This is a genomic window from Pelagibius sp. 7325, from assembly GCF_037652055.1.
Classification (GTDB): domain Bacteria; phylum Pseudomonadota; class Alphaproteobacteria; order Kiloniellales; family Kiloniellaceae; genus Pelagibius.
This window is the reverse complement of sequence record NZ_JBBKAH010000002.1, coordinates 1,303,631-1,330,323: the sequence shown is the minus strand read 5'-3', so window position 1 is coordinate 1,330,323 and position 26,693 is coordinate 1,303,631. Positions and strand designations below refer to the sequence as shown.

Sequence of the window (26,693 nt, the reverse complement as noted above, 5' to 3'; positions counted from 1 at the left end):
ATGGGAGCGGCGGCGGCCCTGCGTCCGGTCCTACCCTACCTAGTTGGACGCGAGGATTTCAGTGACGGTCTTGGAGAAGGCCTTCTGGCCCTGGCCGAGATCGCGCAGCTGTTCCTGCTTCAGCAGGTCTTCGGGGCTCATGGCGAGGTTGGGGAACTGCGTCAGCAGCGCCGGATCGAGTGCCTCCATGGCCGCCTTGTTCGGTACCTTGTAGAGGATGTTGGCGGGCACCCAGGCGCCGTTGTCGGCCTGCAGGATGAAGTCGATGAACTTCATGGCCGCGTCCTTGTTCTCGGACGCCGCGGTCACCACCATGGTGTCGACCCAGAGGTCGGAACCTTCCTGGGGAATGACGTACTTGATGTCGGCGTTCTCGGCGATACCGTAGTTGCACCAGCCGTCCCAGGCCTGCACCAGCGAGGCCTCGCCGGAGACCAGCTTGGCATAGAAGGTGGTGTCGTCGTAGGCCAGCAGGTCCTTCTTGGCGGCGATCAGCAGGTCCTTGGCGGCGGCGAGGTCGGCGTCGTCGGTGGAGTTCACCGACTTGCCCTCGGCCAGGAATGCGGCGGCCATCAGCCAGCGGTCGGTCGACAGCATGGTGACCTTGCCCTTCAACGCGTCGGCCGGCTTCAGCAGATCCATCCAGCTGTCCGGCGTTCCGCTGACCAGGTCGGCGCGGTAGCAGAGACCGGTGGTGCCCCAGGCGTAAGGCACCGAGACCGTGTTGCCGGGGTCGTATTCCAGCTTCATGGCCTCCGGATAGAGGTTCTTCATGTTGGGGATCTTCGCGTGGTCCAGCTCGGCGACCAGCCCCAGGTTCTTCAGCGCCTCGACAAAGGGCGAGGAGACGAACAGCACGTCGTAGCCCTTGCCCTTGCCGGCCACCACCTTGCCCATGATCTCCTCGTTGGTGGCATGCACCGCCAGCTCGGCCTCGATGCCGGTTTCCGCGGTGAAGCGCTCCAGCATGTCGGCCGGCATGTAGCCGTCCCAGTTGGAGATCACGATCTTGCCCGCCGCCCAGGCCGCCCCCGGGGCCGTGCCGGCCAGCGTCAGGACCGCCGCGCCGGTCAGCAGCGCGGAAGCCAACTTATTGAATTTTCCCATGTTTCCCTGTCTCCCATTCCCCGTAGCGTCGCTGATTTCCCTGCTGCCGGCGCGGTCGGCCGGTGATTCCGGCTCTGGCTGGCCGCGCGGGCCACGGCGCTTATGCTGTACTGATTTTGAAAAAAGTACAACAGACAACCGCAAGGCGGCCGGGTGGGAATCACCCCAAGGCTGGCGGCGGGAACCGGGCTACGGCCGAAGCAAGGCCGGGATCGCCCGCACCGCCGCCCCGTAGCCCTCGGCCCCCAGGCCGGCGATGACCGCCGTGGCGACCAGCGAGACGTAGGAGTGGTGGTAATGGGCTTCCCGCTTGTGGATGTTCGAGATGTGGACCTCGACGATGGGGCCGGGAAACATCTTCAGCGCGTCGAGCAGCGCGATGGAGGTAAAGGACCAGGCGGCGGGGTTGATGACGATGGCGGCGGCATCGTCGATGGCCTCGTGGATCCACGCGATGATCTCGCCCTCCAGGTTGGTTTGCCGGAAGTCGATGGCGAGTTCGGGGACCGCCGCACGGCACAGCGCCTCAATGTCGGCCAGGGTCGTGGTGCCGTAGATCTGCGGCTCGCGGGTGCCGAGGCGATTCAGATTGGGTCCATTCAGGACGAAGACGGGCTTTGCCATGGGAGCTCCTTCAGCCGTTGTAGCCGAGCAGTCGCGGCAGCCAGAGGACTACGTCGGGCACAAAAGTGATGATTGCCAGCGCGCAGAGCAGCGCGGCGAGGAACGGCAGGACGTCGCGGATGATGGCGAGCAGAGGCGCCTCGGCGACGCTGCCGACGACGAACAGCAGCAGGCCATAGGGCGGCGTGATCAGGCCGATCATCAGGTTGACCACCACGACGACGCCGAAATGCACCATGTCGATGCCGAGCACCTGCGCCATCGGGATGAAGATCGGCACGATGACCAGCAGGATGGTGATGCCTTCCAGCAAGCAGCCGAGAATCAGCAGAATCACGTTCACCATCAACAGAAAGCTCACCGCCGAGAGCTCGTAGTCGGCCAGAAAGGCGCTGAGATCGGCCGGGATGTTCTCGATGGTGACCACGTAGTTGAAGACCAGGGCGCCGCCGATGAGGATGCCGATGGAGGCGCTGGAGCGGGCGCTGGTCAGCACCGCCTCGTAGGCCTGCGCGAAGGTCACGTCGCGGTAGAGCACCAGGGAAATGAGGAATGCGTAGGCCGCGGCCACGGCGGCGGCCTCGGTCGGCGTGGTGATGCCGCCGTAGATGCCGCCGAGCAGGATGACCGGCATCATCAGGGCCGGGAAGGCGCGGAACGTGATTCGGGGCACCGCCCGCAGCGGCACCGCTTCTTCGACGGGAAAGCCGCGCAGCCGCGCCATGGCGCTGTTCAGGGCCATCAGCGCCGCCGCCATGAGTAGCCCCGGCACCGCGCCGCCCAGGAAGAGGTATCCGATGGAGGCATCGGAGACCAAGGCGAAGAGCACCATGGGAATGGACGGTGGAATGATCGGCCCGACCACCGCCGACGCTGCGGTGATAGCCGCCGCATAGCTGCGGGTGTAGCGCCCCTCGCGGGTCATCAGGCTGATGATCAGCCGGCCCACGCCGGCGGCATCGGCGATGGCCGAGCCCGACATGCCGGCGAAGATCACGCTCTGCACCACGTTCACGTGCCCCAGGCCGCCCCTGAAGCGGCCGACGATGGCATTGCAGAAGTGCAGCAGGCGGTTGGACAGGCTGCCGACGTTCATCAGCTCGGCGGACATGATGAACAGCGGAATCGCGAGCAGCACGAAGCTGCCGCGCAGCCCTTGCAGCAGCTGCTCGGCGGCAATGCTGAGGTCCTGCCCGGCGACCAGCAGATAGACGATCGAGCCGGCGATCATCGCGTAGCCGACCGGCAGCCCCAGGATCGCAAGGGCGACGATCGCCATGAGGCAGACGGAAAAGGGGCTCACCGGCGCTATTCTTCCCTATGGAGAGCGAGGTCGGCCGTCTCGGGTGACTTCCCCTGCAGCGCCGCTCCGATCCGGTAGAGGCAACGCCCGATCACGGCGAGGGCGAAGAGAATGTAGATGGAGAAGGCGTAGTCGAGGCGCAGGTCGATGTAGGAAACGCTCTCAACCCGCATGAAGGTCACGTAGTCCACCACGGCGGGCAGGGAGATCGCGAACACCCCGGCCAGGACCACACCCGCGATCACGACGAAGCCGCGGCGCAGGCGCGGAGAGACCGTGCTGAAGAGGATGTCGAAACGGATCTCGTCGCGTTCGCGCACCACGAAGGCGGCCCCCCAGAGCACCAGCCACATCCAGGCGAGGGTGCTGACCTCCAGGGTCCAGCCGACCGGCCAGCCGAGCACATAGCGGAAGACGATCTGCAGGATGAAGGAGACGAAGACCACCGCCAACAGCGCCGCCGCGATGTTTTCGGCGCGGCGGCGCAGCCAGCCTGCCAGCTTTAAGAGCCTGCCCCTCATTCCCGCAGTCTCCCTACGCGACGCGGCGACGCCGTCCGGGCCGCGTGATCCTGCCGCTCGGCAAGACGTGCTTCACGCGGACTCCGCGACAGCTTCCATAGCACGGCGGCTTTCACAGCAACGCTGCGGCGAGCCTCTTTCCTTAGAGGGCGTTAATCTTGTCCAGCATGCCCTCCGGCCAGTCCTTGGCAAAATCGGACTCCAGGTACATCTGCTGAGCGTGCCTGCGGAAGGCATCGAGGTCCGGCTCGTAGACCTTCAGCCCCTCGTTCTTGAAAAACTGGACAAGGCGGGCTTCCTCGTCGAGATGCTTCTGGGTGCTCCAGTCGACTGCCTTCTCGACTTCGCTTTCAAGCGTTCGACGCTGTTCGTCGGAAAGCGCCTTCCAGGTCTCGCCGGAAACGGCGAAGAGATCGTAGCCGATCAGGTGGCTGGTCAGCACGATCTGCGACGTCACCTCGTAGAACTTCATGTTGTAGTCGTTCGGCAAGGGATTGTCCTGACCGTCGATGGCACCGGTCTGCAGGCCGGTGTAGACCTCCGAGTAGGCCATCGGCGTCGGGTTCGCGCCGAGCGCGCTACCGAGGAACTGCCAGGCGTCGCCGCCGGGCATGCGCAGCTTGATGCCGGCCATGTCGGCCGGGGTCTCGATGGTCTTCTCCGGCTTGAGGTTGACCTGCCGCGCGCCAAAGTAGACGGGCGCGATGATGTGAATACCGAGCTTTTCCTCGGCCATGGCCTTCATTTCCTGGCCGGCCTCGCTCTCGAAGAACTGCTTGAGATGGCCCGCGTCGCGGAACAGATAGGCGGCGGTCAGGATCGACCAGGACGGCAGCTGCTTGGCGATGTCCTGCGGTGCGACGATGCCGGTTTCCAGGTTGCCGCGCTGCAGGGCCACCAGCTCTGTGCCCTGTTTGAAGAGGGTGGCGCCGAAGTGCGGCTGGAAAGTGAAGTCGCCGGACAGCGCCTCGCCAAGCTGGCGCATGGCGTCGGCGCGGATGTCCGTGTCGCTGAACACTGCCGCGAACTTGAGGACGGGCTTGTCCTGCGCGGCGGCACCGCTCGCGACGCCGGCGGTCAGGGCCCCGGCGCCCAGCGCCACGCCCAGGAACAGCGCAAAGCGCCGTGAAACAGCTGAATTCATGGTCATTCCTCCCTATGGCGGCGGGTCGAACGGACTTGCCATGCCCGCCTTTGAAAGGAAGAATGGACGAACTAGTTAGTTTATGTCAATGGTCCTCGTTCCTGGGCCTGCCGGGGGACGGGCCCGGCTGTCCAGACTGGCGATCGCTACTGGGCTTGGTGCGGCGCCGCCTCTAAAGTCGGCACGACTGTTTGGGGTTCAGTTGAGGGACAAAGGAATGGCCGTCGAAACGATGAAGAAGGGCGCCGCAACGGGTCGGACCAACGACCCGGAAGGGACAAGGCGCAACATCATTGAGGTAGCGACCGAAGAATTCGCCCACCGCGGACTCTCGGGCGCGCGGATCGACGAGATCGCCGCGAAGACAAAGTGCAGCAAGCGGATGATCTACTACTACTTCGAGAGCAAGGAAGGCCTCTATCTCCGTGTGCTGGAGGCCGCCTACAGCAAGGTGCGTCACTTCGAGGCGGATCTGCATCTTGATGACCTGGAGCCGGTGGCGGCGCTGGAGCGGCTGGTCCGTTTCACCTTCGACCACCACAACAGTAACGAGGACTTCATCCGCCTCGTCATGATCGAGAACATCCACCACGCGGAGTACCTGGCGCAGTCCTCCGCGATCCGGAAGCTGAACCTCGCGGCGATCGACGCCATCGGCCGCCTGCTGGAGCGCGGGGTGCGCGAGGGGGCTTTCCGCGCAGGCATCGACCCCATCGAACTGCACTGGAAGATCAGCGCGCTCTGCTTCTTCAACGTTTCCAACCGTTCGACCTTCTCCAGCATCTTCAAGCGCGACCTGGCTTCACCGCAGTCGCTGGCTTCGCTGCGCGAAGGCATCGTCGATATGATCGTGCGGCATGTTGAAAAGCGATGAGCGCGGCAAGGGCCTGCGGCCTGAGCGCAAGAGCTCCCGTGCAGGCGCGCCGCCCCTGAAGCTCGGGCTGATCGGCGACAACATCGCCCACTCGAAAGCGCCGCTGCTGCATAGCCTGGCCGGTCAGCTCGCCGGCATCGCCGTCAGTTACGAGCGTCTCGTGCCGCGCGAGATCGGCCTCGGCTTCGACGATCTCTTCGCGCGATGTGAGGCGGACGGCTATCGCGGGCTCAACATTACCTATCCCTACAAAGAAAAGGCAGCGCGCCGAGTCCGCGTCGAGGATCCGCTGGTCCGCGCCATGGGGGCCATCAACACCGTGATCTTCGAACCGGACGGGGCGCACGGTTTCAACACCGATTACAGCGGCTTCATCGCCGCCTACCGCCAGGTCCGCGGCACGGACGGCGCCGGCCGCGTCGGGCTGTTCGGCGCCGGCGGGGTGGGCAAGGCGGTGGCTTTCGGCCTGCTCAAACTCGGTGTGCAAGCGCTGTGCATCGTCGATCTGGACCGCGCCAAGGCCGCGGATCTGGAAGCGCGCCTGGGCGCCGCCGCGCCGGGGCTGCCGGTAACCCTCGCGGACAGCGTGGAAGGGTTGCCGGACAGGATCGACGGCGTCATCAACTGCACGCCGGTCGGCATGGTCGGATACGGGGGAACGCCGCTGCCGAGAGCGCGGATGGGCGGCCCCGGCTGGGCCTTCGATGCCGTCTACACGCCGCTCGACACGCAGTTCCTGACCGAGGCCGCCGCCGAGGGCCGCACGATCATCAGCGGCTACGAGCTGTTCTTCCACCAGGGTGTCGACGCCTGGCGGCTCTTCGCGGACTGCCCGGTCGATCCGACACAACTGCGCCGCCTTCTGGGCGAGTCCGGTGCGGGACCGCAAGCGTGAATAGCGCCGCCCTCTAACGACTTCCGCGGAAAGGGACCTATGCGTAGCTCCATCGCGACCGTTTCGATCTCAGGAGACTTCGAGGAGAAGCTGGCCGCCATTGCCGCTGCCGGCTTCGACGGCATCGAGATCTTCGAGAACGACTTTCTCGCCTTCGACGGCTCGCCGCGCGAGGCGGGCCAGCTGGTGCGCGACCACAGGCTGGAAATCATGCTGTTCCAGCCGTTCCGCGACTTCGAGGGCATGCCGGAGCCGCAACGCGACCGCGCTTTCGAACGGGCCGAGCGCAAGTTCGACCTGATGGGCGAGCTGGGCGCAGAGCTCATGCTGGTTTGCTCCAACGTCTCGTCGCTGTCGCTCGGCGGCATCGACCGCGCCGCCGCCGACTTCGCCGAACTCGGCGAACGCGCCGCCGCGCGCGGCATCCGCATCGGCTACGAGGCGCTGGCCTGGGGCCGCCACGTCAGCGACCACCGCGACGCCTGGGAGATCGTGCGCCGCGCCGATCATCCGAATATCGGCCTCATCCTCGATTCCTTCCATACCCTGGCGCGCGACCTCGACCCGGATTCCATCCGCTCCATCCCAGGCGACCGCATCTTCTTCGTGCAGCTGGCCGATGCGCCGCGCATCGACATGGATCTGCTGTATTGGAGCCGCCACTTCCGCAACATGCCGGGCGAGGGCGACCTGGATGTCACCGGCTTCATGCAGGCGGTCGCCGCCACCGGCTACGACGGCGTGGTTTCGCTCGAAATCTTCAACGACCAGTTCCGCGGCGGCTCGCCTAAGACCATCTCCGTCGACGGCCACCGCTCGCTGCTCTACCTGATGGACCGGGTGAAACGTCGGGAGCCCGGCATCGCCATCTCGGTGCCGGCCATGCCGGACCGGGTGCCGGTCTCCGGCATCGAGTTCATCGAGTTCGCCGCCGACGAGCGCGAAGGTGACGAACTCGGCAACCTGCTGCGCGCCCTGGGCTTCCGCCGCGCCGGCCGCCACATCGCCAAGGACGTCGAACTGTGGCGTCAGGGCGGCATCAACATCGTGATCAACACCGAGCGCGAGGGCTTCGCCCACTCCTCCTACCTGGTGCACGGCACCAGCGTCTGCGACCTGGGCCTGAAGGTCGAGGATGCCGCCGCCACGGTGGAGCGCGCCCGCACGCTCGGCGCCAGCCTCTTCGATCAGCCGGTCGGCCCCGGCGAGTTGAAGATCCCCGCCATCCGCGGGGTCGGCGGCGGCATCATGCACTTCATCGACGACCGCAGCGATCTCGGCCGGGTGTGGGAGATCGAGTTCGAGTCGATGGACGATCCGGAGGCGTCGACGGACGCCGGCCTCATAGCCGTCGACCACATCGCCCAGACGATGAACTACGAGGAGATGCTGACTTGGCTGCTGTTCTACACCGCGATCTTCAGGACCCATAAAACACCGATGGTCGACGTCGTCGACCCCGCCGGCCTGGTGCGCAGCCAGGTCATCGAGAACGCCGAGGGCAGCCTGCGCATCACGCTCAACGGTGCCGAGAATCGCAAGACCCTGGCCGGACGCTTCATTACCGAGAGCTTTGGCTCCGCCGTCCAGCACCTCGCCTTCAAGACCGGCAATATCTTCGCCACCGCCGCACAGCTGGCGAAGAACGGCTTCACGCCGCTGGCGATCTCGCCCAATTACTACGACGATCTGGAAGCACGCTTCGCCCTCGACGCCGACCTGCTGGACCGCCTGAAGGCCGCCAACATCCTCTACGACCGCGACGAGCACGGCGAGTACTTCCAGCTCTACGGGCCCAACTACGGCGAAGGCTTCTTCTTCGAGATCGTCGAACGGCGCGGCGGCTACCGCGGCTACGGCGCCGCAAACGCCCAGTTCCGTATCGCCGCCCAGAAACGCGCGCTGGAGACCAATCCGGCGGTGCGCCGCTAGACTCTTGTCAGCCGCCGGTGCGCCAGGGCGCGCACCTTGTCGAAGTTGGGGCGGATTTCCTGCGACACCGCGATGTGGCGGCGCAGCAGCTCGGCGGCGCGCCGAAAGTCGCCGGCCTCGAAGGCATCGAGAATGGCCAGATGCTCGTGGCAGGACGCGCTGAGCCGTTCGCGGTCGTTGTAGTTCTCGTACTCGCTCAACCGCCTCAGGCGGGTCTGCAAGCGGATCGCGTGTGCGAGGAAGCGGTTGCCGCAGAAGTCGCCGATGGCCTCGTGGAAGGCGGCGTCGGCCTCGAAGAGAGCCGCCATGGGCACGGTCTCGATGCCGGCGCGCAGCAGGTCCTCGTGGCGCGCGCGCAGCTGCTTCATGCGCTTGGGGTCGGGGCGGAAGCCCGGCTCCAGCACGGCGGCCGGTTCGACCAGAATCCGGAAACGGTAGCTCTCCTCGTAGGCCCTGGCATCGTTCAGCACCGGCCCGAAGAGGTAGCCGCGACCCGGCGCCCGCTCGATGACGCCGTCCTCCGACATCTGCGCCAGCACCCGGTTGGCGGTGGCTCGGTCGCAGTCGTAGCGGCGCATGACGTCGCTGACCGCGACCTGCGGCGGGATGAGGTTGGCAAAGCGCGCGCGCACCAGGTCGCGATAGATCACCGCCTCCTCAGGCTCCGGCAGGGCAATGGCGGCGAAGGCCGGTCCGTCGCTGTCCAGGGCGAGGGAGTATCCCTGCCCCGGCGCCAGCTTCACCGCGCCGCGGTCCTTCAGCAGGGCCAGCGCCGCGCGCACCGGCGAGCGCGAGACGCCCAGACGCTCGGCCAGCTTCACCTCCGGCAGGTGGGTGCCGGCGGCCAGGCCGTCGCGCCGGGCGATCTCGAGGATCTGCCGCGCCAGTGCCGTGGTCTTCGCCCGGGGAGCCGTCATCCGCCTAAGGTCCAGGGGTTGCGAAAGGGGACGGTTACTCTAGGCCCTGGGAGAGGAAAGGAAAATCCCGCTATCAGGCGTTCCTGGGGGCCGGCTTGATGACGGCGGAGCCGGTGGCATGGGAGGGCGACGGCCGGCCCTCCGCCAGGCACTGCGCCTCGCGCTCAGCGATGCGGCGATCGATGTCGGCGCGGTCGAGGGCACCGGAGGGGTTGCCGGCGGTCGGCAGCAGTTCGGCAAACAGCAGGAAGCGCTCCTGGGCCACGGCGTAGAGCCGCCGCAGTTCCGGCAGCGGGTCGGCATGGTCGTCGCTGCGGATGTCGAGCCAGGGATAGGCCTCGCCGTGGACGATCTTCAGCGCCGCCGACTGCCTGCCGCGCTTATCGCCGCCGGCCGCCTCGCCCGCCTCCATCGCGGTCAGCAGGCGCTCGACGAAGGGCAGGCCGAGGTTCGCCCGGTAGGCCTCGAAGGTCGCCGCCACCACCTGGGGCCCGGCCAGCATATTGCCGGCGACCGAGACGCCGTCACCCACGCGATGCCCGGCCCAGTCGATGCAGCTCTCGCCGGTGAAGGCGGCGGCGCGGCCCTGCCCGTCGACCAGGTGGACCTGGCGGTGCTGCCGCCCCGCGTCGCGCTCGGTCACCGCCTTTAGAACCTCATCCGCGTTTCCGCCCTGCGCCAGCAGATCGATCCCGTCGGTGCCGTAGAGCGGATTGACGAAGGCCTGCGTGGCGATGGCGCCGATGCCGCCGCGCAGGTGCGGCACCAGCGCGCCGACCGCGAAGAAACGGCTGGCGACGGCGACGCCGTAGGCCCCGGTCTCCGCATCGCGGGCGACGATGGAATAGGTCACGGCAGCGTCTCCCCTTTTCCTAGCGGCCGATGGCGTAGGCCTGCATGAGGCGCGGCGTCGCCGCCGCCTTCAGGATGCCGTCGGCCTCGCGCCTGGCGCCGGTGAGGCGGCCGACCGACCATGGCTCCGCCTCCTCGATCGAGTGGCCGAGTTGGCGCAGCACGTCCAGCGTCGCCGTGCCGACGTTCTTCTCCACCATGATGTGGCCGGGCTGACGCTGGCGCGGATAGAACGAGGCCGGGAAGTGGGTGGTGTGGAACAACGGCAGGTCGATGGCCTCCTGCAGGTTGAGGCCATGGTGGGCGACGCGCAGAAAGAAGGGCAGCTGCCACTGGTCCTGCTGGTCGCCGCCGGGGGTGCCGAAGGCAAAGCACGGCCGCCCCTCGAAGAGCGCGAGGCTGGGCGTCAGCGTCGTGCGCGGACGCTTGCCGGGCGCCAGCGAGGTCGGCAGCCCTTCGGTCAGCCAGAACATCTGGGCGCGCGAGTTCATCTGGAAGCCGAGGCCCGGGATGCTGGGCGAGGACTGCAGCCAGCCGCCGGACGGCGTGGTCGAGACCATGTTGCCCCAGCGGTCGATGACGTCGATGTGCACGGTGTCGCCGGGTTTCTCCGCCGCGAGGAACTCCGCGTGGGACTGTTCCGCCAGGTGCGCCATGGTCGGCTCGTAGACCCCGGTCTTCGAGATGCCGGCGGCCTCGATCACCGCCATGGTGCGCGCCAGCTGGTCTTCGTAGCCCGGCACGGTGCCGGGACGCAGGTCATGGGAGGCGCGGTCGGAGATGAGCTGGCGGCGTTCGGCGTTGTAGGCGTCCGACAGCAGGTGATCCATCGGGATATCCGCGAAGGCCGGGTCGCCGTAGTAGATCTCGCGGTCGGCATAGGCGAGTTTCATCGCCTCGACCGACAGATGGATGAATTCGGGTCCGGCCGGGTCGAGCGAGGCGATGTCGAAGCCCTTGAGCAGGGCGAGGGCCTGCAGCAGCACCGGCCCCTGGCCCCATGGCCCCGTCTTGCAAACGGTCCAGCCATGATAGTCGTAGCTCTGCGGCGGCTCGACGGTGGCGCTGTAGCCGGCAAGGTCGTCGCCGCTCAGCACGCCTTTGTTGATGCTTTCCAGATCGTTGCCGTCGCGCAGCTCGGCATCACGGAAAAAGCCGTCGATCGCCTCGGCGATGAAGCCGCGGTAGAAGGTATCGCGCGCGCGCTCGATCTGCTGCTCGCGGCCCGAAGCGCTCTCCGCTTCGCGCAGCAGCCGCTTCCAGGTCTGCGCCAGCGCCGGATTGCGGAACAGGCTGCGCGGCGCCGGGGCCGAGCCGCCCGGCAACCAGACCTCGGCGGAGGTCGGCCAGTCGGCGCGGAAAAAGCCGGCAAGGCCGGCGATGGTATCGGCGACGCGGGGCAGCATCGGATGGCCGTGCTCGGCATAGTGGATCGCCGGCTCCAGCACCTCGCGGACGCTCATGGTTCCGTAGTCGCGCAGCATCAGCATCCAGGCGTCGAAGGCGCCGGGAATTACGGTGGCCAGCAGGCCGGAGCCGGGAATGAGATCGACGCCGACACTCTTGTAGTGGTCGATGGTCGCCTTGGCCGGGGCCGGGCCCTGGCCGCAGATGACCTCCACCTTGTCCTTGGCGGTGCTGTAGATCACCGCCGGCATGTCGCCGCCGGGGCCGTTCAGGTTGGGCTCGACGATCTGCAGCGCGAACCCGGTGGCGACGGCGGCATCGAAGGCGTTGCCGCCGCGCTCCAGAATGCTCATGCCGACAGCGGAGGCGATCCAGTGCGTGGAGGTAACGACGCCGAAGGTGCCGGCGATTTCAGGCCGTGTGGTGAAGGTGGACATCTCTTATCCCAATAGATCTATCGTTCTTGAAAACAGAAAGGGTATGCGGGGTCAGGTTTCTTTCGGATCCAGCGCGTCGCGCAGGCCGTCGCCCAGCAGGTTGAAGCCGAGCACGACCAGGAAGATCGCCGCCCCCGGCCACCAGGCCATCCAGGGGGCCTGGGTCAGGAAGTTCTTCGCCACGTTCAGCATGGAACCCCAGCTTGGCGCCGGCGGCTGCTGGCCAAGGCCAAGGAAGGAAAGCGCTGCCTCCAGGATGATCGCCGTGGCAATGGTCAGCGTCGCCTGCACCAGCACCGGCGCGAAGACGTTCGGCAGGATGTAGCGCAGCATGATGGCGAAGTGCGTGAGGCCGATGGCGCGCGCGCCCTCGACGTAATCCTCGGTCTTCACGCTGAGGACCTGGCCGCGCGTCAGGCGCACGAAGATCGGCATCGCCGCGAGGCCGATGGCGATCATCGCGTTGGTGAGGCTGGGGCCCAGGAAAGCAGCGAGCGCGACCGCCAGAATGAGGAAAGGCATCGCCAGCAGGGCGTCGGTGACGCGCGAGACCACCTGGTCGATCCAGCCGCCGAAGTAGCCGGCGACGAGGCCGAAGGGAACGCCCAGCGCCACCGCCAGCAGCACCGAGATGACGCCGGCGATGAGCGAGGCGCGGGCACCCCAGATCATGCGCGAGAAGATGTCGCGGCCGATCTCGTCGGTGCCCAGCAGGTACTCCGCCGACGGCGCCTTGCGCACCGCCGACCAGCTGGTCGCCGCCGGATCGGCGATCGGCAACACCGGCGCCAAGAGCGCCACGGTGACGAAGAAAGCGACGATCACGAAACCGACCAGCGCGCTTCGGTGCGAGCGCAGCTTGCGCCAGCTGCGGCTGCCGCCGCGGTAGGCCGGTGCCGGCGTTTCGCTGACGGCGCTCACAGCGAGGCCCTCATGCGCGGGTTGACCACGAAGTAGAGGACGTCGGCCACCAGGTTGACCAGGATGACACCGGCCGCGGCGCAGAGCACCACGCCCTGCACCACCGCGTAGTCGCGGGTGAAGACGGCGTCGACGATCAGCTTGCCGAAGCCGGGGATGGTGAAGATCTGCTCGGTCAGCACGGCGCCGCCCAGCAGTTCGCCGAACAGCAGCGCGGTCAGCGTCACGATCGGCAGCAGCGCGTTGCGGAAGGCGTGCTTCAGGATCACCGGCACCTCGCGGATACCCTTGGCCCGGGCGGTGCGCACGTAGTCGGCCTTGAGGACGCCCAGCATGGCCGAGCGGGTGTGGCGCATCAGCGTCGCCGCCAGGGCGGTGCCCAGCACGAAGGCCGGCATGATCATGGTCTCCAGCGAGCGCAGGGGATCGACGAAGGGCGACTCGTAGCCCGAGGCCGGCAGCCAGCCGAGCTGTACCGAGACCAGCAGGATCAGCATGATGCCGAGCCAGAAATTGGGAATGGAAAGGCCGGAGAGCGCCACGATGTTGGCGGCGTAGTCGATCGCCGTGCCCTTTTTCACCGCCGAGAGGATGCCGGCGGGCACGCCGATGACGAAGGCGATGATGAGCGCCATGGCGGCGAGCTGAATGGTCACCGGCAGCTTGTCGCCGATGAGGGTCAGCACCGGCTGGTTGGTGCGCAGTGACACGCCCATGTCGCCCTGCACCACGCCCTGCACCCAGTAGGCGTACTGGGTGATGATGGGTTCGTTCAGGTGATACTTCTCGCGCACGAACTCGATTGCCGCCGGATCGCGGTCCTCGCCGGCCAGGATCAGCGCCGGGTCGCCCGGCAGCAGCTTCTGCAGGGTGAAGACGAAGACCGACACCAGGATCAGCGTCGGCACCGCGATGGCGAGGCGTCTGAGGATGAAGGACAGCATGGGGCTGGGTGTCCGCGCGGCAGAAGGAAGCGGGGGCCGGCGCGAGACCGGCCCCCGCAGGACTTACGATTTGAACTTCACGTTCTCCAGGCGGATCATGCCGTCCGGATAGGCGACGAAGCCCTCGACCTTCTCGTCCAGCGCCCAGATCCAGGTCTGGTGGTAGAGGTAGATGATCGGCAGGTCCTTGGCGAGGATCTCACGCGCTGCGTCGTACTTCGCCTTGCGATCGGCCTCGTCGGTGCTGGTGCGCGCCGCGTCCAGCAGCTTGTCGACCTCCGGGTTGCAGTACTTGGAGTCGTTGATGCCGCCCTTGCAGGTCATGAACTGGTGGATGTTGCCGTCGGGATCGACGCGGCCCGACCAGCCGACCTGGCTGGCCTGGTAGTTGCCGGCGGTCTGCTCCTGCAGCAGGGTGGCGAACTCCATCGACTTCAGGGAGATGTTGAAGCCGGCTTCCGCCGCCATGGCCTGCACCACCTGCATGACCTGGGTCTGCACCGGGTTGTTGGCGACCTGGACTTCCAGGTCGAAGCTTTCGAAGCCGGCCTCCTTCATCAGCGCCTTGGCTTTTTCGACGTCGCGCGCCGGGACCGGCACGTCCTTGTCGTACCACGGGCTGGTCGGCGGGAAGGGCTGGTTGCCGGCGGCGAAGACGCCCTCGAAGACCACCTGGTTGAGGGCCTCGCGGTCGATCGACAGCTCGAGCGCCTGACGCAGGCGGGCGTCCTCGCCGAAGGGGTTCTTCGCCCGGTCGCCGTTGCCGACGTTGATGGTGATGCCCTGGTAACCGAGACTCACCGCTTCGGCATACTGCAGGTTGGCGTCACTCTTCACCCCGGCGGCGTCGGGCGCGGCCAGGCGCTCCAGCATGTCGAGGTCGCCGGAGCGCAGGTTGGCGAGACGCACCGTGGTGTCCGGGATCGGCAGGAAGGTCACCTTGTCGAAGTGGAAAGCGTCCGCGTTCCAGTAGTCGGTGAACTTCTCCAGCACGATACGGTCCTGCTGGATGCGCTCGACGAACTTGAAGGGTCCGGAGCAGATCGGCTTGTTGCCGAAGTCGGCGCCGGCGGCCGCCGCGGCGGTCGGCGACACCATCATGCCGGCGCGGTCGGCGAGCTGAGCCAGCAGCGTCGCGTCCGGCGCGGCCAGGGTCATCTCCACCTGGTACGGCCCGCTCGCGGTAACGCTCTCGATCGACTTCACCTCGCTCTTGCGGCGGCTTTCCGGCATGTTCTTGGAGCGCTCAATGTTCGCTACCACCGCTTCGGCATTGAACGGCGTGCCGTCGTGGAAGGTGACGCCTTCGCGCAGGTCCATGGTGAGGGTCAGGCCATCGGCCGACCACTTCCAGCCGGTCGCCAGCTGCGGGATGATCTTGAGCTCCGGCGTGATGTCGACCAGCTTGTCGCACAACGAGGTGTAGACGATGCGGCCGACGAAGGTGCGCGACTGATCGGGGTCGAGCACGTCCGGATCTTCCTGCAAGCCGATGCGCAGATCCGCCGCGGCGGCGGATTGGGTGAGCAGGGGCGATGCGACGGCGCTGCCGGCGAGCAGCGCAGCAAGCAGTAGTTTATGCATTCTGCGGTTCTCCTCTTTGTGATTGCGACCCGGCAGCCGGGGCTGTCCGAAGCCTCTCCTGTTGTTCACTTCTCTCCTGATACAACGCGAAACGCCGCTCGGCCGCGGGCGAGCGCGGCGGCTCCCGGCGCAGCTCCGGCGCGGCCTCGGCGGCCTCGCGCCAGTGGTGACAAGCGACCAAGCGGCCCTCCCCGACAGCGGCCAGAGCGGGCTTGCGCTCGGCGCAGAGGGACGTCGCCAGCGGACAGCGGGTGTGAAAGCGGCAGCCCGGCGGCGGCGCCAGCGGCGAGGGCACGTCGCCCTTGAGGCCGGCTTGCATGGCCGGGACATGGGGCGAGGCCACCGGAATCGCGCGCATCAGCGCCTGGGTATAGGGATGCAGCGGGCGCGCGTAGAGGTCATCGGTCTCCGCCAGCTCGACGATCTCGCCGAGATACATGACGGCGACCCGGTCGCTCATGTGGCGGATCACCGCCAGGTCGTGGGCGATGAGGATAAGGGTGAGGTGGAACTCCTCCTTCAGGTCCTCCAGTAGGTTGATGACCTGCGCCTGGATCGAGACGTCGAGCGCCGAGACCGGCTCGTCACCGATCACCACCTTGGGGCCGCTGGCCAGCGCCCGGGCGATGCCGATGCGCTGGCGCTGGCCGCCGGAAAATTCGTGCGGGTAGCGGCCGGCGAATTCCGGGCTGAGGCCGACGCGCTCCAGCAGCTGGGCGACGCGGCGCCGCCGTTCGGCCCGGTTGCCCAGGCCATGGACACGCAGCGGCTCCTCGATGAGAGCCCCCACCGTCATGCGCGGGTTCAATGAGGAGAACGGGTCCTGAAAAACGAACTGCAGGTCGCGGCGCAGGCCACGCATTTCGGAGTCCGACAGGGCGGCGATGTCGCGCCCCTCGTAGATCACCGCGCCGGAGGTCGGCCGCAGCAGGCGCACCAGCAGGCGTGCCAGGGTCGACTTGCCGCAGCCGCTTTCGCCGACCACCGCCAGGGTTTCACCGCGGCGGATGCCCAGGCTCACCCCGTCCACCGCGCGCACCACGCGTTTCTCGCCGAACCAGGCGGCCTTGTCGCCGAACAGGCGGCAGACGTCGCGCGTCTCCAGGATGATGTCCGGCCGTTCCTTGTGCGCCGTCATCGGGCGGCCTCCGCGAAGGCCGCTTCCAGCGGCGCGTGGATGCAGGCGGCGGCATGCCCGGGGGCCAAGCTGCGCAGCGGCGGTACCGCCGCCCCGCAGGCTTCGGTGGCGAAGGGGCAGCGCGGCGCGAAGCGACAGCCGGCCGGCATGGCATCGATCAGCGGAACCATGCCGGGAATGGTGGTGAGACGCCCGCGCCGCCCGCCCAGCGCGGGCACGGAGTTCATCAGGCCGATGGTGTAGGGGTGCTGCGGGTCGTCGAAGATGGCACCGACCGGGCCCTGCTCGACGATGTGGCCGGCGTACATGACGGCGACGCGGTCGGCAACCTCGGCGACCACGCCGAGATCGTGGGTGATCAGGATGAGCGCGGTGCCGGTCTCGCGCTGCAACGTGCGGATGAGCTCCAGGATCTGCGCCTGGATGGTGACGTCCAGCGCCGTGGTCGGTTCGTCGGCGATCAGCAGGGCCGGGTCGTTGGCCAGCGCCATGGCGATCATCACCCGCTGGCGCATGCCGCCGGAAAGCTGATGCGGATACTCGTCGAGACGCTGTGCGGCCGCCGGGATCTTCACCCGCTCCAGCATCTCCCGCGCATGGGCGCGCGCCTGTGACCGGGTGACGTCGCGGTGGCGCAGGACCACCTCGGCGATCTGGTCGCCGATGCGGTAGACCGGGTTCAGCGACGTCATCGGCTCCTGGAAGATCATCGAGATGCGGTCGCCGCGGATGGCGCTCATCTGCCGTGAGGTGAGGCCCAGCAGGTCCCGTCCGTCGAAATCGGCGCTGCCGGAGACCAGCTCGATGGGCGGCATCGGCAGCAGGCCCATGAGCGACAGCGCGGTCACCGACTTGCCGCAGCCGCTCTCGCCCACGATGCAGAGGGTCTCGCCCGGGGCGACGGTAAAGGATACGCCGTCGACGATGTTGGCGCGTCCGCCTTTCAGGCGTAACGCGAGCCGCTCCACCGTCAGCAGCGGCGCCGGCCGGGCGTCGTTGCCCGTCGTAAGGACGGCTTCAGCTTGCATCGCTGAGCCCGCCGGATGTCTGCAGCAGCCGCTCCTGCAGGGCCAGCAGGTGCTGGCGCATGGCTTTCTCCGCCGCCGCCGGGTCGCGGCGCTCGATGGCGTCCAGAACTTCCATGTGCTGCGACTTGTAGAGCGAGAGGCGCGCCTCGGTGCGCAGCGCCTCGCGCACGTGGCGCCAGGTGTCGTCCTGGCGCACGCGGTCCACCACGTCGAAGAGGGCGAGGAACAGCTTGTTGCCAGCGACGGTGGCGATGGCGCGGTGCAGCGCCCCGTCCCACAGCTCGCGGCTGTCCATGTCGTCGGCAGTGGCCACCTTGGCGGCGAGTTGGCGCATCCAGGCAACGTCGGCAGCAGTGGCACGCAGCGCCGCGAGCTGCGCCAGCGCCGGTTCCAGGCGCAGACGCACCTCCATCACCTCCAGCATGTTGGTGACCTCAGGCAGCTTCTTCAGGTGGCGTTCCGGCTGGTGCGGCTCGGTGCCGACGAAGGTGCCGGCGCCCTGGCGGCGCCAGATCCGGCCCTCGGCTTCCAGCACCTCTAGCGCACGGCGCACCGCGCGGCGGCCGACCCCCATCTGCTCGGCCAGCTCGCGCTCGGTCGGCAGCTGGGCACGCCCCTCGGTCTCCAGCTGGTCGACCAGGACCCGGAGGCGTTCCAGCGCGAGGCTGGAATTGCGCTGTGTCGGCTTGCCATGCGGCGACATGGAAATCCCTGTGTTGCACTGGCTCCTGAGCGGAACCAAATATTATTGGTTCCAATATTGGATCCGCGTCACGGCCATGACAAGCCTGGAATTCCGCGAAAAATACACGCGCACCTACGGTGACCTATTTGCTGACAAAGGAATTCCACCGGCGGCTGCGCCCGCGCACCACCCCCGGTTGGCGGGCCACGCCCGGCGCGGCTACACGGCAGCGAGGTGGCCGTTGCCGAGGTTCTTCAGGCGCACGAAGTCGGGCGCAAAATCCAGGGCACGCACGGGGCTCGGCACTTCGCCGGTCAGCAGCCTGCGGTCGTCGCGCCGGCGCGTCGGATCCGCCACCGGCACCGCCGCCAGCAGGCGTCTCGTGTAGTCGTGCTGCGGGTTTTCGAACACTGCGGCGCGCGGCCCCATCTCGACGATCTGGCCGAGGTACATGACCGCGACGCGGTGGCTCACCTGCTCGACCACCGACATGTCGTGGGAGATGAAGAGGAAGGAGAGCCCAAGATCGTCCTGCAGTTCCTGCAGCAGGTCGAGCACCTGGGCCTGGACCGAGACGTCGAGCGCCGAGACACTCTCGTCGGCGACGATGACCTTGGGATTGAGGGTCAGCGCGCGGGCGATGCAGATGCGCTGGCGCTGGCCACCGGAGAATTCGTGCGGATGGCGGCGCACCGCATCGGCGCCCAGGCCGACGCGGCGAAACAGCTCGACCACGCGGTCCTCGAGCTCCTGCCCCTTGGCGATCCTGTGGATGACCAGCGGCTCGGCCACCAGCCGGCCCACGGTCATGCGCGGGTCCAGCGAGGCGAAGGGGTCTTGGAAGATCATCTGGATGTCGCGGCGCACCGGCGCCATCTGGGCCGCCGACAGGCCGGCGATGTTCCGCCCGGCGATGGCGATCTCGCCCTGCCAAGGCACCAGGTTCAACAGCGCCTTGCCGGTGGTCGACTTGCCGCAGCCGGACTCGCCCACCAGCGCCAGGGTCTCGCCGGCGGCGATGTCGAAGGAGATCCGCTCGACCGCGTGGACACGCCGCTGCGGACGCTGCAGGAGGCCGCCCAGGATATCGAAGCGTACGGTGAGGTCACGAACACGGACCACCGGCTTGGGCGCGGCCTGGCGCCCGGCCTTGGCGCGCAGCGGGCGGTCGCGGCCGGCCATGCTGCCCAGCCGCGGCACCGCGGCCAGCAGCTTCTGCGTATAGGGATCACGGGGCGCGGCAAAAAGATTCTCGACATCGCCAGCCTCCACCACGCGACCCTGATTCATAACGATGACGCGGTCGGCCATCTCCGCCACCACGCCCATGTCGTGGGTGATCAGCACGATCGACGTGCCAAATTCCTTCTGCAGGTCCTCCATCAGCGCCAGAATCTGCGCCTGGATGGTGACGTCGAGGGCCGTGGTCGGCTCGTCGGCGATCAACACCTTGGGATTGCAGCACAGCGCCATGGCGATCATCACGCGCTGGCGCATGCCGCCGGAAAGCTCGTGCGGATACTGGCGGAAACGCCGCCCGGGATCGGAGATGCGCACGGCCCCCAGGATATCGACCGCCTCCTGTTTGGCGGCGGTGGCGGAAAGCGCGCGATGGGCGCGCAAGGCCTCGACCAGCTGCGCGCCGATGGTCATCACCGGGTTCAGCGAGGTCATCGGCTCCTGGAAGATCATGGCGATCTCGCCGCCGCGCACCTTCAGCATCTCGCGCTCAGGCAGCGCGAAGAGGTTCCTCTCGCCCAGCCAGGCCTCGCCGGCGGTGACCGCCGCGCCTTCGGGCAAGAGGCCCATGAGCGAGAGCGCGGTGATCGACTTGCCGGAGCCGGACTCGCCGGCGATGCAGAGGGTCTCGCCCTCGTGGAGGTCGAAGCCGACGCCGTCCAGCACGGCACGCGCCCCGCCCTCGCCCGAAACGGCGGTGACCAGGCCGCGGACCGAGAGGACCTTGCGCGCGTCTTCCTTGCCCATCAGTCCAACACGACGCGCGGGAAGTAGAAGGAAACGATCCAGTTCGGCTGATCGACGATCTCGCTGATCCTGAGGTCGCCGCAGACCGAGCACAGCATGTAGGCATCGACCGGCGCCAGGCCGTGGCGCGCCGCCAGCAGGTCGACCATCTGGGCAACCGCCGCCTGCGCGCCTTCGAAGAGGTCGCTGCCGACGCCGGTTGTCACCTCGTACCCTTTCTCGTCGAGGTGGCGGCTGACCGGCCCCGGCGTGGTGAAGCGCGGCATCTTCAGCTTGGCGTCCTTCACCAGGTCTAGCGTGAGCACCACGTTCATCGGACTTTCGATGGCGGTGCCGCAGACCTCGCCGTCGCCCTGGGCGGCATGAGTGTCGCCGATCGAGAACAGCGCCCCGGCGACCTCCACTGGCAGATAGAGTTCGGTGCCCGCGGCAAGGTCGCGAATGTCCATATTGCCGCCGACCCGGCGCGGCGGCACCACCGAGTGCAGCCCGGGCTCGGACGGCGCCAGACCGATGGTGCCGGCGAAAGGCTTCAGCGGCACCTTGCCGCCAGGCCCATAGAGCGCCGGAGCGAGCGAGCCCGCATCGTACGTCCAGATGTGGAGCGCCGGCTCGGTGAACTGCTCGGCCAGCAGGCCGAAGCCGGGAATGTTGGCCGTCCAGCCGAAGCCGGACGGCTTGAATTCATGGATCGTCACCTTCACCGCGTCGCCGGGCTCGGCCCCGTCGATGAAGACGGGACCGGTAACCGGATTCACCTTGCCGAAGTCGAGACCACCGACGTCGGCCAGAGTCGAGTCCTTGGTCAGCTGGCCGCCGGATGCGTCCAGACACTCAAACTCGATGGTCGTGCCGGGGGCGACGGTCAAGACGGGTGGGATCGAATGATCCCACCCGAAATGATGGTGCGCGCCATGAATGGTGTGGTCATGGGCTTTGCACATCGTTATTGCGCGTCCTTTGCGTAGACGTAGTCGTAGTGCACGGGGATGTGCACCGGGTCGACGAAGATCCCGTCCGGCCCGGCCAGCCGGTCGGAACGGATGGTGAAGCGCTGCTCGTTGAAGACCGGCACCCAGGGGGCCTCGTCCTGGATTGCGGTGAAGATCTTCTTCCACTCCTCGATCCGGGCGTCGGCCTGCGACGGATCGGCCATCGAGTCCGCCTTCACGGCGCGGGCGTCCAGCTCCTCGTTGCAGTACCAGGACCAGTTCCAGCCGCCCGGCACGGCGCCGCCGCAGCCCAGGATCGGTCCGTAGAAGTTGGAGGGATCCGGGAAGTCGGCGATCCACGCCATGCCGCCCGACCAGATCATCGGTGCCTGGTCTTCCTCGCCGCCGGCAGCGATGACGTTGGCTTGCGCAAGGGACTTGATCGCCGCCTTGATGCCGATCTCCGCCAGATCCTGCTGGATCGCCTGGGCGATGCGCGGCTGCGGATCGGTATTGGCGACGAAGAGCTCGGTGTCGAAGCCGTCGGCGAAACCCGCTTCGGCGAGCAGGGCCTTGGCCTTGGCGGGATCGAAGGCGAAGCCCTCGTAGCTTTCGTCGTAGCCCGGCATCAGCGGCGGCAGCGGCTGGTTTGCCGGTACCGCGCGCCCGTTGATGATGCGCACGATACGGTCCTTGTTGATCGCCATGTTCACTGCCTGGCGCACCTTCAGGTTATCGAAGGGCGGCATCTTCACGTTCATGGTGACGTAGCCGGTGTGCAGCTGGCTGCCCTCGACGATCATGTCCTTGAACTTGGGGTCGTTCTTGGTCTCAAGGAACTTGGCCGGCGGAATGCCGTCACCGGCGACGTCGACTTCGCCGCGCTCCAGACGCAGCAAGGCGACGATGGGCTCCTGCCCGACCTCGAAGACGATCTGGTCAAGCCGCGGCAGGCCCTCGTGGTAATAGTCGGCATTGCGTTCGAACACCACGCGCTGGCCGAGGGTCCACTCGGCGAGCTTGAAGGCGCCGGTGCCGACCGGATGCTTGCCGAAGTCGGCGCCATATTTCTCCACCTCTTCGGCGGGGACCACGTGGGCGAAGTTCAGCGCCATGACATGCAGGAAAGTGGCGTCGGGCCGCGACAGCTCGATCTTCACCGTGGCGTCGTCGACCGCGGTGACGCCTTCCAATGCCGTCCCCGCTTCGGCCGAGGCGGCGTCGAAGCCCTTGATGGCGCCGAAGAAGCCGGCGCCGGGGCTCTGGGTCGCCGGATTCACCACGCGCTCCAGCGAGTACTTCACGTCGGCCGCCGTCATCTCGCGGCCGTTGTGAAACTTCACGCCCTGGCGCAGCTTGAAGATATAGGTGAGGCCGTCGTCGGAAATCTCGTAGCTCTCGGCGAGGTCCGGCACCAGTTCGGTGGTGCCCGGCTTATAGTCCATCAGCCCGTCGAACAAACTCTTGATCATCGACCAGTTCTGCCAGTCGTAGCCGATCGCCGGGTCGAGGGTGGACACGTCGTCCTTGTAGGTGACGGTCATCGAGCCGCCCTGCTTCACCTGAGCGTGGGCAGGAGTCGTCACCAACGTCATCGCCGGGCCGGACAGCAGGAATGCCGCCGCACCCGCAAGCAACCACTTCTTCATTTCGCTTCTCCCTGTTTTAAGATTGCCCAATTTGGACCAAAAGAACGCCGCAAGACGTTCCTCCCCTTGCTTGAACTCATCGCAGCTTGATCCTGGGGTCCATGAATAGCGCCAGGATGTCGGCGATGAGATTTCCGACCACGATGGCGCAGGCCGCCACCAGGGTGACGCCCATGATGATGGGAATGTCGACGCGCTGGATCGCCTGCCAGGCCAACTGGCCGATGCCCGGCCAGCCGAACACCGATTCCACCACCACGATGCCGCTCATCAGGATGCCGATGTCGATGCCGACCATGGCGATGACCGGCAGCAGCGCGTTGGGCACCGCGTGGCGCAGCACGACGCGCGCCTTGCCGAGGCCCTTGGCGCGCGCCGTGCGCACGAAGTCCTGCTGCAGCACGTCCAGCATGGACGAGCGCATCATGCGGGCATACCAGCCCGCGCCGAGGAAGCCGAGGGTCAGCGCCGGCAGCACCAGGTGCTGCGGCGTGCCGTAGCCGCTCAAGGGGAACCAGCCGAGCCAGTAGGCGAAGACGTAGATCAGCAGAATGCCGACGACGAACTGCGGCGCCGAGACGCCGACGAAGGAGAACACCATGAGGCCCTGGTCCAGTTTGGTGCGCCGGCGCACCGCGGCGAGGATCCCGACCGTGAGCCCGATCGCGAGCTCCGCGGCGATGCCGGCGGCCATCAGCAGCAGGCTGGGCGGCAGGCGCGAGGCGATCAGGGTGTTCACCTCGGTCCGTTGGATGTAGGAGCGCCCGAGGTCGCCTTGCAGCAGGCCGCCGAGGTAGCGCAGGTAGCGTTCGTAGAACGGCAGATTGAGTCCCAGCTGCTCGCGGATGTTCTCGACCGTCGCGGCGGTGGCGCTGCGCCCGGCGATCTGGCGCGCCGGATCGGCCGGCAACAGGTAGAGCAGCACGAAGGTCACGAGGCTGATCCCGATCAGGATCAGGGCCGAGCCCAGCAGGCGTCGCGCGAGATAGGCCGCCATCAGGCCCTGCCCTTCTGCTTGGGGTCGAGGATGTCGCGCAGGGCGTCGCCCACCACGTTGAAGGCGAGCGCCAGCAGCAGGATCGCGGCACCGGGAATGAACACCAGCCAGGGCGCCGTGGTGAAGTAGGTCTGGTTCTCGAAGATGATGTTGCCCCACGACGGTGTCGGCGGCTGCACCCCGATGCCGAGGAAACTCAAGGTCGCCTCCAGCAGCACCGTGGTGGCGATGCCCAGCGTCGCCCAGACCACCATGGTTGAGACGAGATGAGGCGCGATGTGCTGCAGCAGGATGCGCAGGCGCGAGGCGCCGAGGCTGCGCTCCGCCTCGATGAAGTCGCGCTCCGAGAGCGAGATGGTCTCGGTATAGATGACGCGCGCCACCTGCACCCAGTTCACCATCGCGATGACCAGCGCCACGATCCACAGGCTGGGCGTGAAGACCGCCGCCAGCACAATGGCGAGCAGCAGCGCCGGAAAGGCCATCATCAGGTCGGTGAAGCGCATGAGGACGGTACCGATGAAGCCGCGCAGAAAGCCGGCGGTGATGCCGATGACGGCGCCGATCAGCACGGCGACTCCGTTGGCGACAATGCCGATGACCAGCGAGGTGCGCGCGCCGTAGACCAAGCGCGAGAAGAGGTCGCGGCCCAGCAGGTCGGTACCGAGGATGAAGGTCTCACCGGGCGGCAGCGGCGCGCCCTCCAGGGTCAGGCCGTCGAACAGCTGCTCGTCGGGCGAATACGGCGTGATGACCGGCGCCAACAGCGCCATGACGACGATCAGCGCGATGACCGCGAGCCCGAAGGCCGCGAGCTTGCGCCGCAGCAGTTCACGCAGGACCCTCATCCTCTGCCGAAGCCACCGCTCTGCAGGCGCCGGGGCAACAGGGCGCGCAGGCTGGCCTCGTCGGCCGCCGCGCAGAAAGCCTCCACGGTGATGCGCCGCTCCATGGCGGCGGCGCGGATGCAGGCGAAGGCCTTGTCCTCGTCAATTTCGCCGAGGCGCATCACCGCCAGCACCGCGCGGACCACCTCCGGGCGCAGCTTCAGGCGCTGCTTCAGGGCCGCGAGGCGCGCTTCCTGTTCCTGGCGGCGGGCGAAGCTGTGGCTGGCCAGCACCAGGGCGCTGTAGACGCCGGTCGACTGCACCGGTTTGATGAGGTGCGAGGCGATGCCCTGGGCCAGCACCCATTCCAGGCGGCCCGGCGCCTCTGAGCGCATGAGGGCGATGAGCGGCACCGGCGGCTGGCCGGCCGGCCAGGGGAAGAGGCCGTCATAGCCGCTGTCGCCGTCGAAGAAGACGGCCTTCACCGTGGGATCGAGCGCCTCCAGCTTCGGCCAGGCGAACTCAGCGGTGACGCCGAATCGCTCCAGCTGGCGCGCCAGGCGCTGCAGGCCGGCATCCTCGCGATGCAGCACCACCACCTTCCAGCCACGAAAGTTGGGCGTGCGGAATGCGCTCATTTCACCACCCTCAGATGAGTAGCGGAGCGGCGGTTCACCTCGGCGCCGAACTCGCGGGAGTCGAAGTCGACCAGGTAGGGATCGGCGGCGATGGGTGAGGCCGCCGCCTCGATCACCCTGAAGCGGCCGTCGGACTCGACCCGGCCGATGTAGGGGGTCAGCGCCGCGTGGTTGGTGCGGGCATCGATGCGCAGGCGGCCGAGCGGGGTTTCCAGGGCGAGGGCGAAGAGCGCTTGCTTCACCGCCTCGCTGTCGTCGCTGCCGCCGGCGAGGATCGCCTCGGCCAGCAGCTTCACGGCGATAAAACTGTTTACCATGTAAACGGAATTGCGCCGGCCCGGCCCGAAGCGTTCGGCGACCCGCCGGCGGAAGGCTTGGCTCGCCGGGCCCTCCAGGCTGTCGAAGTAGATGGCGGTGGAAATGAGGCCCTCGGCCGCCGGGCCGATGCTGTCCAGCTCCGCCTCGGTCAGATTGCAGCTTACCACCGGGCGGTTCTCGGGCGCGAAGGCGGGATCCGCCTGAGCGGCGCGGTGGTAGGCGTCCAGGAAGGCATAGCTGGTGGTGCCGACCAGATTGTTCAGCACGAAGTCGGGCCGCTGCTCGCGGATGTCCTCGATCAGGCGCTCAACGTCGAGAGCATTGAACGGCAAGTACTTTTCGCCGACAACCTCGCCGCCGGAGGCCTGCACCAGTTCGCGCGCCGTGCGGTTGGTCTCCCAGCCCCAGATATAATTGGAGCCGACGAGGTAGACCCGCTTGCCGTAGCGCGGCAGCAGGTAGCGGAACAGCGGGACGATGTGCTGGTTCGGGCTGGCGCCGGTGTAGATCACATTCTCGCAGCACTCGAAGCCCTCGTAGGGGCACATGTACCAGAGCAGCGCGTCGTACTTCTCGATGATCGGAATGACTTCCTTGCGGCCGATTGAGGTGATGGTGCCGATGATGTGGCGGCAGCCGCGTTCGCGCAGCATGGCTTCGCTGAGCGCGTGGTAGTCGTCGATGTTGGCGCCGGGGTCCTCGATCTCCGCCCGGAAGGTAAAGGGATAGCGCGGGTCGGCGTTGACCTCCTCGAGGCCGAGGCGCGCCCCGTCCAGGCAGGCCTGGCCGATCTGGCTATAGGTCCCGGTAACCGAATACAGGATCCCGAGCGGGATCTCCCGTTCTGACAACGCCCTCTCCCAACAACGAAAAACGCCCCTGACCCGGCCCTGCAGTCAGGGCGGCTCTGGGGCGTCATTGCCTCTTGCGGTCTGTCCGCTATGTCGCTTGCGGTTCACCCGCGATGTCGTCTGACGCGCCGCCGGGCGGCACATGACCGTGAAGTTTTGACCAATCGGCTGAGGCTGTCAAA

24 protein-coding genes are annotated in these 26,693 nt (G+C 67.3%); 3 read left to right on the top strand and 21 right to left on the bottom strand.

The annotated features are described in order from the left end of the window. Positions 1-39: 39 nt before the first annotated feature. The 5 genes from WDC82_RS08190 to WDC82_RS08170 all read right to left on the bottom strand — a co-directional run bounded on the left by WDC82_RS08190 (position 40) and on the right by WDC82_RS08170 (position 4,699). On the bottom strand, positions 40-1,107 hold the full coding sequence (locus WDC82_RS08190) for a spermidine/putrescine ABC transporter substrate-binding protein (protein WP_340116767.1): 1,068 nt from the start codon (positions 1,105-1,107) through the stop codon (positions 40-42). Between the two features lie 189 nt (positions 1,108-1,296). Further along, entirely contained in the window at positions 1,297-1,731 is a 435-nt protein-coding gene (locus WDC82_RS08185) for a type II 3-dehydroquinate dehydratase (protein WP_340116766.1), read from the bottom strand. Between the two features lie 10 nt (positions 1,732-1,741). Beyond that, on the bottom strand, positions 1,742-3,034 hold the full coding sequence (locus WDC82_RS08180; protein WP_340116765.1) for a TRAP transporter large permease: 1,293 nt from the start codon (positions 3,032-3,034) through the stop codon (positions 1,742-1,744). A gap of 5 nt (positions 3,035-3,039) precedes the next feature. After that, positions 3,040-3,555: a TRAP transporter small permease subunit gene (locus WDC82_RS08175; RefSeq protein WP_340116764.1), complete on the bottom strand. Its 516-nt coding sequence runs from the start codon at positions 3,553-3,555 to the stop codon at positions 3,040-3,042. A gap of 142 nt (positions 3,556-3,697) precedes the next feature. Then, the gene (locus tag WDC82_RS08170) at positions 3,698-4,699 is read right to left on the bottom strand and encodes a sialic acid TRAP transporter substrate-binding protein SiaP (RefSeq protein WP_340116763.1); all 1,002 of its coding nucleotides are present in this window, start codon (positions 4,697-4,699) and stop codon (positions 3,698-3,700) included. Between the two features lie 217 nt (positions 4,700-4,916). Between WDC82_RS08170 and WDC82_RS08165 the strand changes: the two genes are divergently transcribed. The 3 genes from WDC82_RS08165 to WDC82_RS08155 are packed head-to-tail and all read left to right on the top strand — an operon-like array spanning position 4,917 to position 8,400. Further along, positions 4,917-5,573 carry a TetR/AcrR family transcriptional regulator gene (locus WDC82_RS08165; protein ID WP_340116762.1) on the top strand — a complete coding sequence of 219 codons (657 nt, stop codon included), beginning with the start codon at positions 4,917-4,919 and terminating at the stop codon, positions 5,571-5,573. Beyond that, a complete protein-coding gene (locus tag WDC82_RS08160; RefSeq protein WP_340116761.1) occupies positions 5,557-6,468 on the top strand; it encodes a shikimate dehydrogenase in 912 nt (303 codons plus the stop codon). The genes WDC82_RS08165 and WDC82_RS08160 overlap by 17 nt, the downstream gene beginning before the upstream one ends. A 39-nt stretch (positions 6,469-6,507) precedes the next feature. After that, a complete protein-coding gene (locus WDC82_RS08155) occupies positions 6,508-8,400 on the top strand; it encodes a TIM barrel protein (RefSeq protein ID WP_340116760.1) in 1,893 nt (630 codons plus the stop codon). On the opposite strand, the gene WDC82_RS08150 is transcribed toward WDC82_RS08155, so the two are convergent. The 16 genes from WDC82_RS08150 to WDC82_RS08075 all read right to left on the bottom strand — a co-directional run bounded on the left by WDC82_RS08150 (position 8,397) and on the right by WDC82_RS08075 (position 26,511). Beyond that, positions 8,397-9,317 carry a GntR family transcriptional regulator gene (locus WDC82_RS08150; protein WP_340116759.1) on the bottom strand — a complete coding sequence of 307 codons (921 nt, stop codon included), beginning with the start codon at positions 9,315-9,317 and terminating at the stop codon, positions 8,397-8,399. The two genes, WDC82_RS08155 and WDC82_RS08150, sit on opposite strands and share 4 nt — an antisense overlap. A gap of 73 nt (positions 9,318-9,390) precedes the next feature. Beyond that, positions 9,391-10,170: a DUF1028 domain-containing protein gene (locus WDC82_RS08145; RefSeq protein ID WP_340116758.1), complete on the bottom strand. Its 780-nt coding sequence runs from the start codon at positions 10,168-10,170 to the stop codon at positions 9,391-9,393. 19 nt (positions 10,171-10,189) lie between these two features. Then, the gene (locus WDC82_RS08140) at positions 10,190-12,013 is read right to left on the bottom strand and encodes a gamma-glutamyltransferase family protein (protein ID WP_340116757.1); all 1,824 of its coding nucleotides are present in this window, start codon (positions 12,011-12,013) and stop codon (positions 10,190-10,192) included. A 51-nt stretch (positions 12,014-12,064) separates the two neighbouring features. Further along, a complete protein-coding gene (locus WDC82_RS08135) occupies positions 12,065-12,934 on the bottom strand; it encodes an ABC transporter permease (protein WP_340116756.1) in 870 nt (289 codons plus the stop codon). Beyond that, on the bottom strand, positions 12,931-13,878 hold the full coding sequence (locus WDC82_RS08130) for an ABC transporter permease (protein ID WP_340116755.1): 948 nt from the start codon (positions 13,876-13,878) through the stop codon (positions 12,931-12,933). The genes WDC82_RS08135 and WDC82_RS08130 overlap by 4 nt, the downstream gene beginning before the upstream one ends. A gap of 63 nt (positions 13,879-13,941) precedes the next feature. Next, complete coding sequence (locus tag WDC82_RS08125) at positions 13,942-15,462, bottom strand: ABC transporter substrate-binding protein (RefSeq protein WP_340116753.1); 1,521 nt, start codon at positions 15,460-15,462, stop codon at positions 13,942-13,944. Beyond that, a complete protein-coding gene (locus WDC82_RS08120) occupies positions 15,455-16,600 on the bottom strand; it encodes a dipeptide ABC transporter ATP-binding protein (RefSeq protein ID WP_340116752.1) in 1,146 nt (381 codons plus the stop codon). The genes WDC82_RS08125 and WDC82_RS08120 overlap by 8 nt, the downstream gene beginning before the upstream one ends. Continuing rightward, positions 16,597-17,628, bottom strand: a complete 1,032-nt coding sequence (locus WDC82_RS08115; RefSeq protein ID WP_340116751.1) for an ABC transporter ATP-binding protein — start codon at positions 17,626-17,628, stop codon at positions 16,597-16,599. Before WDC82_RS08115 ends, WDC82_RS08120 begins: the two co-directional genes overlap by 4 nt. After that, positions 17,618-18,331, bottom strand: a complete 714-nt coding sequence (locus WDC82_RS08110; RefSeq protein ID WP_340116750.1) for an FCD domain-containing protein — start codon at positions 18,329-18,331, stop codon at positions 17,618-17,620. The genes WDC82_RS08115 and WDC82_RS08110 overlap by 11 nt, the downstream gene beginning before the upstream one ends. Positions 18,332-18,532: 201 nt before the next feature. Continuing rightward, positions 18,533-20,299: an ABC transporter ATP-binding protein gene (locus WDC82_RS08105; RefSeq protein WP_340116749.1), complete on the bottom strand. Its 1,767-nt coding sequence runs from the start codon at positions 20,297-20,299 to the stop codon at positions 18,533-18,535. Next, positions 20,299-21,243, bottom strand: a complete 945-nt coding sequence (locus tag WDC82_RS08100; protein ID WP_340116748.1) for an acetamidase/formamidase family protein — start codon at positions 21,241-21,243, stop codon at positions 20,299-20,301. Before WDC82_RS08100 ends, WDC82_RS08105 begins: the two co-directional genes overlap by 1 nt. A 2-nt stretch (positions 21,244-21,245) precedes the next feature. Further along, positions 21,246-22,880: an ABC transporter substrate-binding protein gene (locus WDC82_RS08095; RefSeq protein ID WP_340116747.1), complete on the bottom strand. Its 1,635-nt coding sequence runs from the start codon at positions 22,878-22,880 to the stop codon at positions 21,246-21,248. A 76-nt stretch (positions 22,881-22,956) separates the two neighbouring features. Then, a complete protein-coding gene (locus WDC82_RS08090) occupies positions 22,957-23,877 on the bottom strand; it encodes an ABC transporter permease (RefSeq protein ID WP_340116746.1) in 921 nt (306 codons plus the stop codon). Beyond that, the gene (locus tag WDC82_RS08085) at positions 23,877-24,725 is read right to left on the bottom strand and encodes an ABC transporter permease (RefSeq protein ID WP_340116745.1); all 849 of its coding nucleotides are present in this window, start codon (positions 24,723-24,725) and stop codon (positions 23,877-23,879) included. The genes WDC82_RS08090 and WDC82_RS08085 overlap by 1 nt, the downstream gene beginning before the upstream one ends. Beyond that, complete coding sequence (locus WDC82_RS08080; protein ID WP_340116744.1) at positions 24,722-25,342, bottom strand: ANTAR domain-containing protein; 621 nt, start codon at positions 25,340-25,342, stop codon at positions 24,722-24,724. Before WDC82_RS08080 ends, WDC82_RS08085 begins: the two co-directional genes overlap by 4 nt. Further along, entirely contained in the window at positions 25,339-26,511 is a 1,173-nt protein-coding gene (locus WDC82_RS08075; RefSeq protein WP_340116743.1) for a transporter substrate-binding domain-containing protein, read from the bottom strand. Before WDC82_RS08075 ends, WDC82_RS08080 begins: the two co-directional genes overlap by 4 nt. Positions 26,512-26,693 lie beyond the last annotated feature (182 nt).

Excerpts from the sequence above, each read along its gene's own strand:
- WDC82_RS08190 (WP_340116767.1), bottom strand. The coding sequence starts at position 1,107 with ATGGGAAAATTCAATAAGTTGGCTTCCGCGCTGCTGACCGGCGCGGCG.
- WDC82_RS08185 (WP_340116766.1), bottom strand. The coding sequence starts at position 1,731 with ATGGCAAAGCCCGTCTTCGTCCTGAATGGACCCAATCTGAATCGCCTC.
- WDC82_RS08175 (WP_340116764.1), bottom strand. The coding sequence starts at position 3,555 with ATGAGGGGCAGGCTCTTAAAGCTGGCAGGCTGGCTGCGCCGCCGCGCC.
- WDC82_RS08170 (WP_340116763.1), bottom strand. The coding sequence starts at position 4,699 with ATGAATTCAGCTGTTTCACGGCGCTTTGCGCTGTTCCTGGGCGTGGCG.
- WDC82_RS08165 (WP_340116762.1), top strand. The coding sequence starts at position 4,917 with ATGGCCGTCGAAACGATGAAGAAGGGCGCCGCAACGGGTCGGACCAAC.
- WDC82_RS08160 (WP_340116761.1), top strand. The coding sequence starts at position 5,557 with ATGTTGAAAAGCGATGAGCGCGGCAAGGGCCTGCGGCCTGAGCGCAAG.
- WDC82_RS08155 (WP_340116760.1), top strand. The coding sequence starts at position 6,508 with ATGCGTAGCTCCATCGCGACCGTTTCGATCTCAGGAGACTTCGAGGAG.
- WDC82_RS08150 (WP_340116759.1), bottom strand. The coding sequence starts at position 9,317 with ATGACGGCTCCCCGGGCGAAGACCACGGCACTGGCGCGGCAGATCCTC.
- WDC82_RS08140 (WP_340116757.1), bottom strand. The coding sequence starts at position 12,013 with ATGTCCACCTTCACCACACGGCCTGAAATCGCCGGCACCTTCGGCGTC.
- WDC82_RS08130 (WP_340116755.1), bottom strand. The coding sequence starts at position 13,878 with ATGCTGTCCTTCATCCTCAGACGCCTCGCCATCGCGGTGCCGACGCTG.
- WDC82_RS08125 (WP_340116753.1), bottom strand. The coding sequence starts at position 15,462 with ATGCATAAACTACTGCTTGCTGCGCTGCTCGCCGGCAGCGCCGTCGCA.
- WDC82_RS08120 (WP_340116752.1), bottom strand. The coding sequence starts at position 16,600 with ATGACGGCGCACAAGGAACGGCCGGACATCATCCTGGAGACGCGCGAC.
- WDC82_RS08115 (WP_340116751.1), bottom strand. The coding sequence starts at position 17,628 with ATGCAAGCTGAAGCCGTCCTTACGACGGGCAACGACGCCCGGCCGGCG.
- WDC82_RS08110 (WP_340116750.1), bottom strand. The coding sequence starts at position 18,331 with ATGTCGCCGCATGGCAAGCCGACACAGCGCAATTCCAGCCTCGCGCTG.
- WDC82_RS08105 (WP_340116749.1), bottom strand. The coding sequence starts at position 20,299 with ATGGGCAAGGAAGACGCGCGCAAGGTCCTCTCGGTCCGCGGCCTGGTC.
- WDC82_RS08100 (WP_340116748.1), bottom strand. The coding sequence starts at position 21,243 with ATGTGCAAAGCCCATGACCACACCATTCATGGCGCGCACCATCATTTC.
- WDC82_RS08095 (WP_340116747.1), bottom strand. The coding sequence starts at position 22,880 with ATGAAGAAGTGGTTGCTTGCGGGTGCGGCGGCATTCCTGCTGTCCGGC.
- WDC82_RS08090 (WP_340116746.1), bottom strand. The coding sequence starts at position 23,877 with ATGGCGGCCTATCTCGCGCGACGCCTGCTGGGCTCGGCCCTGATCCTG.
- WDC82_RS08085 (WP_340116745.1), bottom strand. The coding sequence starts at position 24,725 with ATGAGGGTCCTGCGTGAACTGCTGCGGCGCAAGCTCGCGGCCTTCGGG.
- WDC82_RS08080 (WP_340116744.1), bottom strand. The coding sequence starts at position 25,342 with ATGAGCGCATTCCGCACGCCCAACTTTCGTGGCTGGAAGGTGGTGGTG.